This is a genomic window from Rhizobium sp. NZLR8 (assembly GCF_019685025.1).
Taxonomy (GTDB): Bacteria; Pseudomonadota; Alphaproteobacteria; order Rhizobiales; family Rhizobiaceae; genus Rhizobium.
Map to the genome: position 1 here is coordinate 207464 of NZ_JABDVY010000007.1, position 15566 is coordinate 223029.

The window sequence follows — 15566 nt, forward strand, 5'->3', positions numbered from 1 at the left end:
AATTCCGTTCTGGAGCATTGCCGATGGAGCAAAACGTTTTTTTTCTGCCCCATGAAGGTCTGAAGCTCGCTGAGCTGGCAGAGTTTCTTGGGGCGGAACTTGCCAATTCCGACCACGCCGATGTTATTGTCAGGTCCGTTGCCCCGATCCACAGGGCGCGGGCGGGTGATGTCTGTTATATCCTGTCGCGCCGCAACCGCGACGAACTGGCGACATGCGAAGCCTCGGCGGTGATCTGCGACAAGGCGCTCGTCGATCTCGTACCTCCGCATATCCCGGTTATCCTGTCGTCCAATCCGCATGCCGCCTTCGCGATGGCGGGCGGCCTGTTTTATCCCGCTGCGTTGCGTCCGGTGGTCTTTTCATCAGTTGAAAGCGAGATCGCGCCAAGCGCGGTGATCGGCCCGAGTGCCAAGCTTGAAAAGGGCGTGATCGTCGAGCCGATGGCCGTCATCGGTGCGCATGCCGAGATCGGCGAGGGGACGCGTATCGGCGCACACAGTATCATTGGTCCGAATGTCAAAATCGGCCGCGATTGTTCGATTGCGGCCGGCGCGAGCGTGCTCTGCGCATTGGTCGGCAATGGCGTCATCATCCATAACGGCGCCCGCATCGGCCAGGATGGTTTCGGTTACGCCCCTGGACCGCGCGGCATGATCAAGATCGTCCAGATCGGCCGAGTGATCATCCAGGACAATGTCGAGATCGGCGCCAACACCACGATCGACCGCGGCGCCATGGACGATACGGTCATCGGTGAAGGCACCAAGATCGACAACCAGGTGCAGATCGGCCACAACGTTCAAATCGGTCGCCACTGCGCCATCGTCGCGCAGGTCGGCATCGCCGGCAGCGCGAAGATCGGCAACGGCGTTCAGATCGGCGGCCAGGTCGGCATCAAGGGGCATGTCACGATCGGTGACGGCGTGCAGATCGCTGCCAAAAGCGGTATCATGACCGACCTTGCCGCCGGCGGGCAATATGGCGGTATACCGGCTCGTCCGCTAAAAGACTATCTGAGAGAGGCCGCACAACAAGTGTCGAAGTCCAAGTTGCGCGGCCGGAACCCTGGAGGCAAGGAAAATGACTGAAGAAGCCACGACAACGCTTTCTTCGGCGGACATCATCGAGATTATGAAGCTGCTGCCGCATCGTTACCCCTTCCTCATGGTCGACAAGATCATCGAGATCGACGGCGACAACAGCGCGATCGGCATCAAGAATGTCACGGTGAACGAACCGCATTTCACCGGCCATTTTCCGGAGGCTCCGATCATGCCGGGCGTTCTCCTGATCGAGGGCATGGCGCAGACTGCGGGCGCGATCTGTGCAAAGAAGGAAGGCCAGCCGGGTAACCTCGTCTACTTCATGACCATCGAGAATGCGCGCTTTCGCAAGCCTGTCGTTCCCGGCGATCGCGTCGAATTCCATGTCAGGAAGCACAAGCAACGCGGCAATATCTGGAAATTCCATTGCGACGCCAAGGTTGACGGCGCGCTTGTCGCCGAAGCCGATATCGGCGCGATGATCGTTCGTAAGGAACAGGCATGAGCACTATCGCCGAAAGCGCCCATATTCATCCGATGGCTGTCGTCGAAGACGGGGCTGTTATCGGTGAGGGCGTCAAGATCGGTCCGTTCTGCCATGTTGGGCCGCACGTCGTCCTGCATGAAAATGTCGAGCTCTTGTCGCATGCGGTCGTCACCGGCCGCACCGTGATCGGCAACGGCACGCGCATCTTTCCTATGGCCGTCATCGGCGGCGATCCGCAGAGCGTGCATCACGGCGGCGAGGAGACGACGCTTTCGGTCGGCGTCAACTGCACGATCCGCGAAGGCGTGACGATGAACACCGGCACGGCCGATTTTGGCGGCCAGACGATCGTCGGCGATAACAACCTCTTCCTTGCTAATTCCCATGTCGCGCATGACTGCAGGGTCGGCAATCACGTGATCATGTCGAACAATGTCATGCTCGCCGGCCATGTCGTCATCGAGGATCGCGTCATCCTGGGTGGGGGCTCGGCCGTTCACCAGTTCACGCGCGTCGGCCGCCACGCCTTCGTCGGCGGGCTTTCGGCGGTGAGCTACGACGTCATTCCCTACGGCATGCTGAACGGTAATCCCGGGCTGCTGAGCGGCCTCAATGTCGTCGGCATGACGCGCGCCGGCGTCGACCGTGCCGTCATCCATAGGGTGCGTCGCGCTTATAAGTCGATCTTCGAAGGAACGGGTTCGGTCCGCGAAAACGCCGCCGCCATTCGCGACGATTATGCCGATTGCGAGCAGGCGGTCCACATCCTCGATTTCATCGCCGCCGACAGTGACCGCGCTCTCTCCTCGCCGACCCGGGGGCAGAAGGGCTAGTCCGTGGCTTTATCAGGCGAAACCGCTGCGGGCCGGCTGGCGATCATCGCCGGCGGCGGTCTTCTGCCTTCCTATGTCGCCGCAGCTGCGCGTGCGGCAGGTGAAAATCCCGTCATCGTTGCGCTAAAAGACGAAAGCGACCGGCGCTGGGAAGGTTATGACCATGCCGTTATCGGCATCGGCGATTTCAAAGCTCTTGATGGCTTGCTCAACCGTTATGGCGTCGGCCGGGTCGTGATGTCGGGCAGCGTCGCCCGCCGGCCGGAATGGCGCGAGGTGCGCCCGACGCTGCGCATCCTGATGAAAGTGCCAGCCGCCATCCGGACCCTGCTGTCCGGCGGCGACGACACGGTTCTGCAGATGGTCATCCGGCTGATTGAAGGAAACGGCCGCCGCGTCGTCGGCGCCCATGAAATTGCCCCCGACCTCCTTGCCTCTGTCGGCCCGCTTGGTGCCGTCGTGCCCGGCGAGCAAGACAGGCGCGATATCAGCCGCGCAGCCGAAGCCGCAGACATGCTCGGCCGGCTCGATGTCGGGCAGGGCGCCATCAGCATCGGCGGGCGTGTCGTTGCGCTGGAAGGTCTAGAGGGCACCGATGAGATGCTGGACCGTGTCGCAAGTCTCAGAGCCGCCGGGCGGATTTCGCCGCGGCGGCGCGGCGCGCTCGTCAAGCTCTGCAAGCCACAGCAGGATATCCGCGCCGACCTGCCGGCGATGGGCGTTTCCACTGTGCTGAACGCGGCGAAAGCCGGTCTTGCCGGAATCGCGGTGGAGGCCGGCCGCTCACTGGTGCTCGACCGTGCCGCCGTCATCAAGGCTGCCGATGAGGCCGGACTCTTTGTCTGCGGCATCGATCGTGGGCTGCCGGCATGGGGGCTCGAATGAACGGGGCGCCGCTGAAGATCGCCGTCATTGCCGGTGAGGTCTCGGGTGATCTGCTCGGTGCTGATCTCATCGCTGCCCTGAAGCGGATTCATGCCGGCCCGGTGGAGCTTGTCGGCGTCGGCGGCGAGGGGTTGCAGGCCGAGGGCCTGAGATCCCTGTTCGATTTCTCCGAGCTGTCGATCATGGGCATCACCCAGGTGCTGAGCCGGCTGCTAAAGCTCTATACCCTGATCCGCCAGACGACCGCCGCCATCATCGCTGCAAAGCCTGACATTCTCCTCATTATCGACAGCCCGGATTTCACCCATCGCGTCGCCAAGCGGGTCCGCACCGCGCTGCCGGACCTGCCTGTCGTCAATTATGTCTGTCCGAGCGTCTGGGCCTGGAAGGAATATCGCGCCACGCGCATGCTTGCCTATGTCGATCATGTGCTCGCCGTCCTGCCCTTCGAGCCGGCAACGATGCAGCGCCTCAACGGCCCGGCAACCACCTATGTCGGTCATCGCCTGACCGCCGACCCTGCGCTGTTGGAAACCCGGCGCCTGCGCGCCGGCAGGCAGCCCGGCAACGGCCCGATCCTTCTTCTGCCCGGCTCACGCTCCTCCGAAATTCAGAAGCTCCTGCCGCATTTCGAAGTCGCCGCAAGCGAACTTGCCGCCCGCAATGGGCCGATGCGCTTTATTCTGCCGACGGTGACGCACAGGCAAGCGCTGGTTCGCCAATTGACGGCAGCATGGGAAGTAAAGCCGGAGATCGTGGTCGGCGCGGAAGCAAAATGGCAGGCCTTCGCTGAAGCCGATGCAGCCATGGCGGCATCCGGAACTGTCATTCTTGAACTGGCGCTTGCCGATGTTCCCGTCGTCTCCGCCTACAAGGTCGACTGGATCATGCGTCTGCTGACATCGGGCATCAAGACCTGGACAGGCGCGCTGCCAAACCTGATTGCCGATTACGCGGTCGTGCCGGAATACCTGAACGATATCGTTCGCGGCGCAAGTTTCGCACGCTGGATAGAAAGACTGTCAGCCGATACCTACCAGCTCAAGGCGATGAAGGAAGGCTATGATCTTATCTGGCAGCGCATGCAGACCGAAAAACCGCCCGGCGAACATGCCGCCGAAATCCTTCTCGACGTGCTGAAAAAGAAAAAACCCGGTCGCTTCTGAGGTGACCGGGTTTTTCGTTGGTTGGGGAAGCGATTAGCGCTTCGAAACCGGAATGTAGTCACGCTTCGGTTCGCCGACATAGAGCTGGCGCGGACGGCCGATGCGCTGCTCCGGATCCTCGATCATCTCGTTCCACTGCGCGATCCAGCCGACGGTGCGGGCAAGCGCGAAGAGCACGGTGAACATCGTCGTGGGGAAGCCCAGCGCCTTCAGCGTGATGCCGGAATAGAAGTCGATGTTCGGATAGAGCTTCTTTTCGATGAAATATTCGTCGGTGAGCGCGATGCGCTCAAGCTCCATCGCCACTTCGAGCAACGGATCGTCCTTGATGCCGAGTTCGCCGAGCACCTCATGCGTCGTCTTCTGCATGATCTTGGCGCGCGGATCATAGTTCTTGTAGACGCGGTGACCGAAGCCCATCAGGCGGAACGGATCGTTCTTGTCCTTGGCGCGGGCGATATATTCTGGAATGTGGTCGACTGAGCCGATCTCATGCAGCATGTTGAGCGCTGCTTCGTTGGCGCCGCCATGCGCAGGCCCCCAGAGGCAGGCGATGCCGGCTGCGATGCAGGCGAACGGATTGGCGCCCGACGAACCGGCGAGACGCACGGTCGAAGTCGAGGCGTTCTGCTCGTGATCGGCATGCAGGATGAAGATCCGATCCATGGCGCGGGCAAGCACCGGATTGACCACATATTCTTCGCAAGGCACGGCAAAACACATGCGCAGGAAGTTCGAGGCGTAGTCGAGATCGTTCTTCGGATAAACGAAGGGCTGGCCGATATGGTATTTGTAAGCCATGGCCGCAAGCGTCGGCATCTTGGCGATCATGCGCAGGCTGGCGACCATGCGCTGGTGCGGATCGGTGATGTCGGTTGAGTCATGATAGAAAGCCGACAGTGCGCCGACGCAGCCGCACATGACGGCCATCGGATGGGCGTCACGGCGGAAGCCGGTGAAGAACCGGCTCATCTGCTCGTGCACCATGGTGTGGTGCGTGACGCGATAATCGAAATCTTTCTTCTGTACGGTGGTCGGCAGTTCGCCGTAGAGAAGCAGATAGCAGACCTCGAGGAAGTCGCCATGCTCGGCCAGTTGCTCGATCGGATAGCCGCGATGCAGCAGCACACCTTCGTCGCCGTCGATGTAGGTGATTTTCGATTCACAGGATGCGGTCGAGGTGAAACCCGGATCGTACGTGAAGGAAGCCGTGTTCTTGTAAAGGGCACCGATATCGATGACGCTCGGGCCGATCGTGCCGCTTTTGACGGCTAGGTCGACAGATTTGTCACCGATTTTTATTGTAGCGCTTTGATCCGTCATGCTGATCCTCCGAAATGGCGGTGGCGCCATAAAAGCGCCATAGGGGTTAAGCGTCCTTACCGATAGCTATATGATCGTGAAGCTAATGCCAAGTTACCGTGCCGGCATTTTGTGCATTGCGGTATCACCTTTTAGGCACTGCAGCGATGAGCCCCGTGCATATCGGAAGCCAATGATTCGCTTAGTCTTTTGGCGCTGGCGATTTTCCCTCATATTTCAATCGATTATCCTTGCCGGATTTGATTAGAGAATGCATTCTGGCCGTCTTCGCGGGTGACCTTGGGCGGCACATGCAGGAAGTGACGACAGTCGAATTGCGGCCGGAAGCAGGCGCCGGCTCAGCCGGTCCCTCCGGTTTTTCGCCGCCTATCGTGGTGATACGGCCGACCAGGACGCAGTCGACGACATCTTTGCGCCACCGGCTGCTCGCCGCAGCCCGGCAATCGATTGGCGCCGGCATGCGCATGCTGGGCGAGGAGGCGGATCATGGCCGCTTGCTGCTTTTTTCGCCGGTGTTTCTCGGCGCCGGGGCGGCCTTCTGGTTTGTTGCGGCATCCGAATTTCCGCTTGTTGCATCGCTGCTCTCTCTGTTGGTGCTGACGATCGCGGTTCTCATCGTCGGCCGCAGCCGGGCGGCATTGCGGGCGACGCTGCTGGCGCCTGCACTCGTGGCCGGCGGCATGCTCTGCGCACAATTCGAGAGCTGGCGGGCTTCGACGGTGATCCTCGATTCCTCGGTGACGACGACAGTGACCGGCCGAGTCGAGCGGCGAGAAGGCGACGGCCGTGGGCGCTGGCGCTACATTCTTGCCGTCACCGGCACGGAGGCGCCGGAGTTGAAGCGGCCGCCGGGACGCATAACCGCGATCGTCCGCGGCGCCGACATGCCTTTCGACATCGGCGACCTCATCACCGGCAGGGCACGACTGACGCCGCCGGCAGGCCCCGCACTTCCCGAGCTCAACGACTTCTCCTTCGGTGCCTATTTCGATGGCATCGGCGCCAACGGCTTCTTCTACGGTGCGCCAGAGAAGGATCTGGAGGCGGGTCCGCAGGCTGCCAGATCGACATCGGCAGCTCTGCTGGAATGGCTTTACCGCCTGCGCAGTAGCATTGGCGACCGCATACGATCGATCCTGCCCGGCGACACCGGCGCTTTTGCCGCTGCTTTGGTGACCGACGAGCGACGCGCCATCTCGAATGCGACGACGGAGGCGCTGCGCCAGTCCGGCCTTGCTCATATTGTCGCGATCTCCGGCCTCAACATGGCGCTGTCGGCCGGCATCTTCTTCGTCGGCTTCCGGATGCTGCTCAGCCTTTTTCCGGGCGTCGCTCAGGCCTATCCGACAAAGAAGATCGCCGCCGCCGGCGCGCTCAGCGCCGTCACCGCCTACTACCTGATTTCCGGCTTCGGGGTCTCGGCCGAACGTGCCTTCATCATGATGGCGATCATGCTGGTCGCCGTCTTCTTCGACCGGCCGTCGATCAGCCTGCGCAATGTCGTTCTCTCGGCGCTCGTCATCATCGCCATTTCGCCGTCCGAAGTCTTGGGCCCGAGCTTCCAGATGTCCTTTGCCGCGACATTGGCACTCGTATCGGGTTATCAACTGTGGAAGGACCGGCGCGTCCGCGAAAACGCCTTGCTGAAACTGCCGGTCTTCCGACCGGTCGTTGCCGTCGCCGGCTTCTTCGGCGGCGTCTTCCTGACCTCGCTGATCGGCGGTTTTTCCACGGCGCTGTTTTCGATCGAACATTTTCATCGCCTGACCGCTTACGGGCTGCCGGCAAATCTCGCGACGATGCCGATCATCTCCTTCATCGTCATGCCGGCCGGGCTGCTGGCGATGTTGCTCATGCCGTTCGGTCTGGACGTTCCGCTCTGGAAGGTGGTCGGCCTCGGCCTCGACCTGGTGATTGCGGTCGCCAAAACGGTGTCCGGTTGGGGCGGTGATATCGGCATCGGCCGCTTGCCGGCTTGGTATTTCGCTGTCGCCGTGGCCGGCTTTCTGCTGCTGACGCTGCTGCGCACCCGGCTGCGCCATATCGGCACATCGATTATCGCCGTCTCTACGCTCGGCGTGCTGCTTCTGCCGCTTCCCCGGGCGCCGGATCTGGTGATTTCGGAGGATGGCAGTCTCGTCGCAGTGGTCGCGGCTGCGGCAATCGCTTCCAACCGCGAAAACCCGCCGGATTTCATCTTCGATCAGTGGCAGAGAGCACTTGTCCTGCCGACGCATTTCCCGCCGAAAATGCTGGATGGTCCCGCTGTCCCGCCGGAGGGAGACGACCGCCGCGTCAGGCTTTCCCGCGATCAGCAGAATGAAGCGAGGGCGGCGATGCGGGCGGCTGTCGCCGGTGGTGAAGCAAACCGCTTTTCCTGCGTCAAAAAGGCCTGGTGCACATCAAGGCTCGGCAATGGTCATGTGGTTGCCGTCATCGACAACGCTGCCTATCTCGGTCCGGCTTGCGACGCGGCGGATATCGTCGTGACGTCGGTCCGCCTGCGGTTCAACAGCTGCCGATCAGGAGCGACGCTCTTTACCGGTGAGACGCTGCGCAGGACTGGCTCCGTCGAGCTGCGCTTCGCCGATGCCGGCCTGGAGGTCGTGACCGCATTCGAAACCCTGTCGCGCCCATGGAAGCGCCATCGCGCCTATGACTGGCGCAGCAACAGTTTTGCCGAATCCGGCCTCTCCAATGTCAGTGATAGCGGCGAATGAGGCCGACGAGCTTGCCCTGCACCTTGACGCGGTCCGGCCCGAAAATCCGGGTCTCATAAGCCGGATTGGCAGCCTCCAGCGCGATCGAGGCGCCCTTGCGGCGGAAACGTTTGAGCGTCGCTTCTTCGTCATCGACCAGGGCAACGACAATGTCGCCGGGACTTGCGGTGCTGCCGTTGCGGATGATTACCGTGTCGCCGTCGAAGATGCCGGCGTCGATCATCGAATCGCCCTTGACCTCCAGCGCATAATGTTCGCCGGAGCCGAGCATGTCTGCGGGAACGACGATGTCGTGGGTGTTATTCTGGATCGCCGAGATCGGAACGCCGGCAGCGATCCGGCCCATGACCGGCACGGAGACGGAGTTGCCGTTATCGGCGACCGGTTTTGCAGGAGCGGGGGCGGCGACCGGCTGCGGCTTGCCGAGGCTGCCCTCGATGACGCTTGGCGAAAAGCCGCGCCGGGGCTGGATGCTCGGGCTGTAGGCCTCCGGAAGCTTGATGACCTCGAGCGCCCGGGCGCGGTTCGGTAGGCGGCGAATGAAGCCACGCTCTTCAAGCGCTGTGATCAAACGATGAATGCCGGATTTCGAGGCCAGATCCAGGGCATCCTTCATTTCGTCGAAAGAGGGCGGAATGCCGGATTCCTTCATGCGCTCATGAATGAAAAGCAGGAGCTCCTGTTGTTTGCGCGTGAGCATCGACGTGTGACCCCTTGATTGAAACAAATCCAGAACAGAACACTATATGTTCCATATGTGTTCCGCAAGTAGCTAAATTTCCGTAAAACTTGCCGCCAACTCGTTGAGTTTTTTATTTTCATTCGCCGGATTGGCGCACATGTCTTGCATTGAAGGTGGCGCTGTCGCACCCTCTTGGCGTTTCAGGGAGGGATATCATGAACGAGCACTCGGCCAAACCGCACCCGCTGGATCATGTCGTGCTGCCCGTTGTCAATATCGACCTGGCGCGCGAAAGGCTCGGCAAGCTTGGCTTCACCGTTGCCGCCGATGCCCGCCATCCCTTCGGAACGGAGAATGCCTGCGTCTTCTTTGCCGACAAGACCTATCTGGAGCCGCTCGGTATCGCCAGCCGCGAGGAGAGCGAGGCATCGGCGCGGCAAGGCAATGTCTTCACCGCCCGCAATCGGGCCTTCCGCTTCCGCTGTGGCGAGGAGGGGCTTTCGGCGGTGGCGTTCGGCACCGGGGATGCCGGCCGCGCTCATCGGAGCTTCGTCGGCAGCGGATCGAGCGCCGGCGACATGCTGCAGTTCAGCCGGCCGATGAAAATGCCGGACGGTTCCGAGACCATGGCCGGCTTCAAGCTGGCCTTTGCCGCTGAGTTGCGCGCGCCGGATTTCTTCCTCTTCTGTGTTGAGCGCATCAATCCTCTGCCGGCCGATCGCGGTGCGCTAGAGACGCATGCCAATGGCGTCACCGGCATTGCCGAGATCGCGCTTTGCGCGCCGGACCCCTCTGCATTCGCCGCCTTCGTCAGCCTTGCAACGGCGCAATCGGCCGTCGAGAAAACCGGTTTCGGCGTTAATATCGCGGCGCCGAATGCGAAAATCAGCCTGATGACGCCGGAAGGGCTGGAGGCCTATTTCGAGATCGCCGTCGCATCCGCCGACCGCGGCCTGCGCGGCCGGGCTATCCTCTTTGCCGTCACCGATCTTGCCGTGACAGAAGCGCATTTGGCTGCTAACGGAGTGACCTACACGCGCAAGAACAATCGCATTCTGGTGAAGCCCGCGCCCGGGCAGGGCACGCTCTTCGCCTTCGAGGAAACACGATGAGCACTGATACGAATTCCGAAGTCAGGATCGGCGAGGGCGCAGGCCAGGTCACATTTTCCAATACCGGCCGCCTGTCGCTGATTGCCGGCCCTTGCCAGATGGAGAGCCGCGACCACGCCTTCATGGTTGCCGGCACACTGAAGGAGCTTTGCGCCAAACTCGGCATCGGTCTCGTCTACAAGAGCTCCTTCGACAAGGCAAACCGCACCTCGCTCTCTGCCGAACGCGGCATCGGGCTTGAAAAGGGCATGCAGATCTTCGCCGACCTGAAGAAGGAGTTCGGTTTTCCCGTCCTGACCGACGTCCACACCGCCGAGCAATGCGCCGCGGTGGCAAAAGTGGTCGATGTCCTGCAGATCCCGGCTTTCCTCTGCCGCCAGACCGACCTTCTGATCGCCGCCGCCGAGACCGGCCGCGCCGTCAATGTCAAGAAGGGCCAGTTCCTCGCTCCCTGGGATATGAAAAACGTCCTGAAGAAGCTCAATGCCAGCGGCAATCCGAACGTGCTGCTGTGCGAACGCGGCGCCTCCTTCGGTTATAACACTTTGGTCTCCGACATGCGCTCGCTGCCGATCATGGCGTCGATGGGCGCGCCGGTTGTTTTCGATGCAACGCATTCCGTGGCGCAGCCGGGCGGGCAGGGCGATTCCTCCGGTGGTCAGCGGGAATTTGTGGAAACGCTGGCGCGCGCAGCGGTGGCGACCGGTATCGCCGGCGTGTTCGTCGAAACCCATCAGGACCCCGACAACGCACCGTCCGACGGCCCGAACATGGTCTATCTCAAAGACATGCCGCGGCTTTTGGAAAAGCTGCTCGCCTTCGATGCTGTCGCCAAGGGCTGACAGTCAAAAGCCTGACATGTTCGTGCTATAGCGACGTTCAGACATGCAGGTCGAGGGTGTCGCAATGCGCCATTGTAATTTGCACGCCTTCGATTATGACAGGCTTCGAACGATTGATCACCCACCGAGCAGGAAGAACCCATGACTGCAATCACCGATATCATCGCCCGCGAGATTCTCGATAGCCGTGGCAACCCCACCGTCGAAGTTGATGTCTATCTCGAAGACGGCAGCATGGGCCGCGCGGCCGTTCCCTCGGGCGCTTCGACCGGCGCGCATGAGGCGGTCGAGCTGCGCGACGGCGGCAAGCGCTACCTCGGCAAGGGTGTGCAAAAGGCGGTCGATGCCGCCAACACCGAGATCTTCGACGCGATCGGCGGCATCGATGCCGAAAACCAGATCCAGATCGACAACATCATGATCGAGCTCGACGGCACGCCGAACAAGTCGCGCCTCGGCGCCAACGCCATTCTCGGCGTATCGCTGGCCGTCGCCAAGGCTGCCGCCCAGGCCTCCGGCCTGCCGCTCTACCGTTATGTCGGCGGCGCGTCCGCGTGCCTGCTTCCGGTTCCGATGATGAACATCATCAACGGCGGCGCCCATGCCGACAATCCTATCGATTTCCAGGAATTCATGATCCTGCCGGTCGGCGCCGATACGATCGCTGAAGCCGTACGCATGGGTTCGGAAGTCTTCCATACGCTCCGCAAGGAACTGGCCGCGCAGGGCCACAACACCAATGTCGGCGACGAAGGCGGTTTTGCACCCGGCCTGAAGAGCGCGCCCGAGGCTCTCGACTTCATCATGAAGTCGATCGAGAAAGCCGGCTATACACCGGGCGACGACATGTGCCTCGGCCTTGACTGCGCCTCGACGGAATTCTTCAAGGACGGCAAGTACGTTCTTGAAGGCGAGGGCCGCACGCTCGAATCGGGCGCCATGGCCGAATATCTGGCCGAACTCGCTGCTAAGTACCCGATCATCTCGATCGAGGACGGCATGGCCGAAGACGACTGGGACGGCTGGAAGACGCTGACCGACTTGGCCGGCAAGAAGACCCAGCTCGTCGGCGACGATCTCTTCGTCACCAACTCCGCTCGTCTTCGCGACGGCATTCGCATGGGCGTCGCCAATTCGATCCTCGTCAAGGTCAACCAGATCGGCTCGCTGACGGAAACGCTCGACGCCGTCAACACGGCGCACAAGGCAGCCTATACCGCCGTCATGTCCCACCGCTCCGGCGAAACCGAAGATTCGACCATCGCCGACCTCGCGGTCGCCACCAACTGCGGCCAGATCAAGACCGGCTCACTGTCGCGTTCCGACCGCCTCGCCAAGTACAACCAGCTGATCCGCATCGAGGAGGGCCTGGGCCCGCAGGCTCAGTATGCCGGCCGCTCGATCATCCGCGCCTGATCGAATCTGATTTTCAAACGGCTTGAGCCCGCGCCTCTCCGGCGCGGGTTTTTTGTTGCCCGTCTTTACGGTCAATGAACGGTTAATCTCTGCGCGTTATGCTGAACGAATTGGTAATGCGTTCAAGAGCATGCGTGTATGTGGACAAAGCATCATAAGAAGAGAAAGTTCGGCCGCTTCGTCATTCCGGCCATGACGGTCGCCTTCCTTTCCTATTTCGGTTATCATTGCATTCATGGCGATTACGGCCTGCGCGCAACAGAGACGTTCGAGCATCAGCGTGTCGCGCGTGAAAAAGAGCTTGCGATCTTGAAGGCGAAGCGCGAACATCTGGAAAATCAGGTCGCGCTGCTGAGTGACGGCTCGCTCGACAAGGATATGCTGGACGAAAAAGCGCGCTATCAGCTCAACATGTCGCGCGCGGACGAGATCGTCATATTCAACCATTATTCCAATTAACTGAAATCAGGTTAATTGGTATTTCCGAAATGTAATCAACTGTTTAGTGCTGAATATGAGCCATGCAATTATGGCATTGCTGTGGTCATCTTTCTTCCCTATGGTACGCGCCACCAAGAACCGACAAACCCATAGGGAGGGTTGAATGGCGCCGCGAAAGACCGCGACCGTTTCCAGCCGCAAAACTGCAGCAAAACCGGCAGCCAAAGCATCGAATGGAGGCCCGGTAGCCGACTTCGATCGCGATGAAGAGCTCAAGGCCTATCGCGAGATGCTGATGATCCGCCGCTTCGAGGAGAAGGCCGGCCAACTTTACGGCATGGGCTTCATCGGCGGCTTTTGCCACCTCTACATCGGTCAGGAAGCTGTCGTCGTCGGCATGCAGATGGCGCAGAAGGAAGGCGACCAGGTCATCACCGCCTATCGCGACCACGGCCACATGCTGGCAACCGGCATGGAAGCGCGCGGCGTCATGGCGGAACTGACCGGGCGCCGCAGCGGCTATTCCCACGGGAAGGGCGGCTCGATGCACATGTTCTCGAAAGAAAAGCATTTCTACGGCGGTCACGGCATCGTCGGTGCCCAGGTTTCACTCGGAACCGGTCTTGCCTTTGCCAACCATTACCGCGGCAACGGCAATGTCTCGATCGCCTATTTCGGCGACGGCGCCGCCAACCAGGGCCAGGTCTACGAGAGCTTCAACATGGCGGCCCTCTGGAAGCTGCCGATCGTCTATATCGTCGAGAACAACCGCTACGCCATGGGCACGTCGACGGCGCGCGCCACCGCCCAGTCGAACTACTCGCTGCGCGGTTCCGGCTTCGGCATCCCCGGCATTCAGGTCGATGGCATGGACGTTCGCGCCGTCAAGGCGGCGGCCGACGAGGCGCTCGAACATTGCCGCTCCGGCAAGGGTCCGATCATTCTCGAAATGCTGACCTATCGTTATCGCGGTCACTCCATGTCCGACCCGGCGAAGTATCGCTCCAAGGACGAAGTGCAGAAGATGCGCTCCGAACATGACCCGATCGAACAGGTGAAAGCACGCCTCGTCGAAAAGGGCTGGGCTTCCGAAGACGATCTGAAGGCGATCGACAAGGATGTCCGCGACATCGTCGCCGACAGCGCCGACTTCGCCCAGGCCGATCCGGAGCCGGATGCATCCGAGCTCTACACCGACATTCTGCTCTAATCGGGGAGGGAACCCATGCCTATCGATATCCTCATGCCCGCCCTCTCTCCGACGATGGAAGAAGGCACGCTGTCCAAATGGCTGAAACAGGAAGGTGACAAGGTCACCTCCGGCGACGTGATTGCCGAAATCGAAACCGACAAGGCGACGATGGAAGTCGAAGCCATCGACGAAGGCGTCATCGGCAAGCTGCTCGTCGACGCCGGCACCGAAGGCGTCAAGGTCAACACCAAGATCGCCGTGCTGTTGCAGGACGGCGAATCCGCCGCGGATATCTCCGCCGCCAAACCGGCCGCCGCTGCCGCCCCAGCGGTTGCCCAGGAAGAAAAGCCGACCAACACCGGTTCTGCTGCAGCGCCGCTTCCGGCCGAGCCGAAGGCCGTCGTGCCGAATGACCCGGAAATTCCGGCCGGCACCGAAATGGTGTCGACCACCGTGCGCGAAGCGCTCCGCGACGCCATGGCCGAGGAAATGCGCGCCAGCGAAGACGTCTTCGTCATGGGCGAGGAAGTCGCCGAATATCAGGGCGCCTACAAGGTCACACAGGGCCTGCTGCAGGAATTCGGCCCTCGCCGTGTCATCGATACGCCTATCACCGAGCACGGTTTTGCCGGCGTCGGTGTCGGCGCCGCAATGGCCGGCCTTCGCCCGATCGTCGAATTCATGACCTTCAACTTCGCCATGCAGGCGATCGACCATATCATCAACTCCGCAGCCAAGACGCTCTATATGTCCGGCGGCCAGATGGGCGCGCCGATCGTGTTTCGCGGCCCGAATGGCGCCGCCGCCCGTGTCGGCGCCCAGCACAGCCAGGACTATGCTGCCTGGTACAGCGCAATCCCCGGCCTGAAGGTCGTCATGCCCTACACGGCATCCGACGCCAAGGGCCTGCTCAAGGCTGCGATCCGCGATCCGAATCCGGTCATCTTCCTCGAGAACGAAATTCTCTACGGCCAGCACTTCGATGTGCCGAAGCTCGACAATTTCGTCCTGCCGATCGGCAAGGCTCGCATCCATCGTCCGGGCAAGGACGTAACCGTGGTCTCCTTCGGCATCGGCATGACCTATGCGACGAAGGCTGTCGCCGAACTCGAAAAGATCGGCATCGACGTCGAACTGATCGACCTTCGCACCATCCGCCCGATGGATCTGCCGACCGTGATCGAATCGGTGAAGAAGACCGGTCGCCTGGTCACCGTCGAGGAAGGCTATCCGCAATCATCCGTCGGCACCGAAATCGCCACCCGCGTCATGCAGCAGGCCTTCGATTATCTCGATGCGCCGATTCTGACGATTGCCGGCAAGGATGTGCCGATGCCCTACGCCGCCAATCTCGAAAAGCTGGCGCTTCCGAACGTCGGCGAAGTCGTCGATGCGGTGAAGGCTGTTTGTTACAAATAAGG

At 61.3% G+C, this 15566-nt stretch carries 14 protein-coding genes; 12 read left to right on the forward strand and 2 right to left on the reverse strand.

Annotated features, from left to right (window positions below; translation table 11 throughout):
- Positions 1-23 precede the first annotated feature (23 nt).
- The 5 genes from lpxD to lpxB are packed head-to-tail and all read left to right on the forward strand — an operon-like array spanning position 24 to position 4417.
- A complete protein-coding gene (lpxD, locus tag HJB89_RS17870) occupies positions 24-1091 on the forward strand; it encodes a UDP-3-O-(3-hydroxymyristoyl)glucosamine N-acyltransferase (RefSeq protein ID WP_207584088.1) in 1068 nt (355 codons plus the stop codon).
- Complete coding sequence (fabZ, locus tag HJB89_RS17875; protein ID WP_207584089.1) at positions 1084-1551, forward strand: 3-hydroxyacyl-ACP dehydratase FabZ; 468 nt, start codon at positions 1084-1086, stop codon at positions 1549-1551. The genes lpxD and fabZ overlap by 8 nt, the downstream gene beginning before the upstream one ends.
- The gene (gene lpxA / locus HJB89_RS17880; protein WP_207584090.1) at positions 1548-2366 is read left to right on the forward strand and encodes an acyl-ACP--UDP-N-acetylglucosamine O-acyltransferase; all 819 of its coding nucleotides are present in this window, start codon (positions 1548-1550) and stop codon (positions 2364-2366) included. Before fabZ ends, lpxA begins: the two co-directional genes overlap by 4 nt.
- Positions 2367-2369: 3 nt before the next feature.
- Positions 2370-3251: an LpxI family protein gene (locus HJB89_RS17885; protein ID WP_207584091.1), complete on the forward strand. Its 882-nt coding sequence runs from the start codon at positions 2370-2372 to the stop codon at positions 3249-3251.
- Positions 3248-4417 (forward strand): lipid-A-disaccharide synthase, encoded by a 1170-nt coding sequence (gene lpxB, locus HJB89_RS17890; RefSeq protein ID WP_221150294.1) that lies wholly within the window; start codon positions 3248-3250, stop codon positions 4415-4417. Before HJB89_RS17885 ends, lpxB begins: the two co-directional genes overlap by 4 nt.
- Before the next feature lie 33 nt (positions 4418-4450).
- On the opposite strand, the gene gltA is transcribed toward lpxB, so the two are convergent.
- On the reverse strand, positions 4451-5740 hold the full coding sequence (gene gltA, locus HJB89_RS17895; RefSeq protein WP_007628680.1) for a citrate synthase: 1290 nt from the start codon (positions 5738-5740) through the stop codon (positions 4451-4453).
- 290 nt (positions 5741-6030) lie between these two features.
- Here gltA and HJB89_RS17900 point away from each other — a divergent pair, with 290 nt between their 5' ends.
- Positions 6031-8460: a ComEC/Rec2 family competence protein gene (locus HJB89_RS17900; RefSeq protein ID WP_207584093.1), complete on the forward strand. Its 2430-nt coding sequence runs from the start codon at positions 6031-6033 to the stop codon at positions 8458-8460.
- Here HJB89_RS17900 and lexA read toward each other — a convergent pair.
- A complete protein-coding gene (lexA, locus tag HJB89_RS17905) occupies positions 8441-9160 on the reverse strand; it encodes a transcriptional repressor LexA (protein ID WP_007628683.1) in 720 nt (239 codons plus the stop codon). The two genes, HJB89_RS17900 and lexA, sit on opposite strands and share 20 nt — an antisense overlap.
- Positions 9161-9357: 197 nt before the next feature.
- On the opposite strand from lexA, the gene HJB89_RS17910 reads away from it, so the two are divergent.
- The 6 genes from HJB89_RS17910 to HJB89_RS17935 all read left to right on the forward strand — a co-directional run bounded on the left by HJB89_RS17910 (position 9358) and on the right by HJB89_RS17935 (position 15564).
- Positions 9358-10254 (forward strand): VOC family protein, encoded by an 897-nt coding sequence (locus tag HJB89_RS17910; protein WP_207584094.1) that lies wholly within the window; start codon positions 9358-9360, stop codon positions 10252-10254.
- The gene (gene kdsA / locus HJB89_RS17915; protein ID WP_207584095.1) at positions 10251-11096 is read left to right on the forward strand and encodes a 3-deoxy-8-phosphooctulonate synthase; all 846 of its coding nucleotides are present in this window, start codon (positions 10251-10253) and stop codon (positions 11094-11096) included. The genes HJB89_RS17910 and kdsA overlap by 4 nt, the downstream gene beginning before the upstream one ends.
- Before the next feature lie 141 nt (positions 11097-11237).
- Positions 11238-12512 (forward strand): phosphopyruvate hydratase, encoded by a 1275-nt coding sequence (eno, locus tag HJB89_RS17920; RefSeq protein ID WP_207584096.1) that lies wholly within the window; start codon positions 11238-11240, stop codon positions 12510-12512.
- 138 nt (positions 12513-12650) lie between these two features.
- On the forward strand, positions 12651-12971 hold the full coding sequence (locus HJB89_RS17925) for a septum formation initiator family protein (protein WP_049735204.1): 321 nt from the start codon (positions 12651-12653) through the stop codon (positions 12969-12971).
- A 145-nt stretch (positions 12972-13116) separates the two neighbouring features.
- Complete coding sequence (gene pdhA / locus HJB89_RS17930; protein ID WP_207584097.1) at positions 13117-14163, forward strand: pyruvate dehydrogenase (acetyl-transferring) E1 component subunit alpha; 1047 nt, start codon at positions 13117-13119, stop codon at positions 14161-14163.
- Between the two features lie 15 nt (positions 14164-14178).
- The gene (locus HJB89_RS17935; protein WP_207584098.1) at positions 14179-15564 is read left to right on the forward strand and encodes a pyruvate dehydrogenase complex E1 component subunit beta; all 1386 of its coding nucleotides are present in this window, start codon (positions 14179-14181) and stop codon (positions 15562-15564) included.
- The last annotated feature ends 2 nt before the right edge of the window (positions 15565-15566 follow it).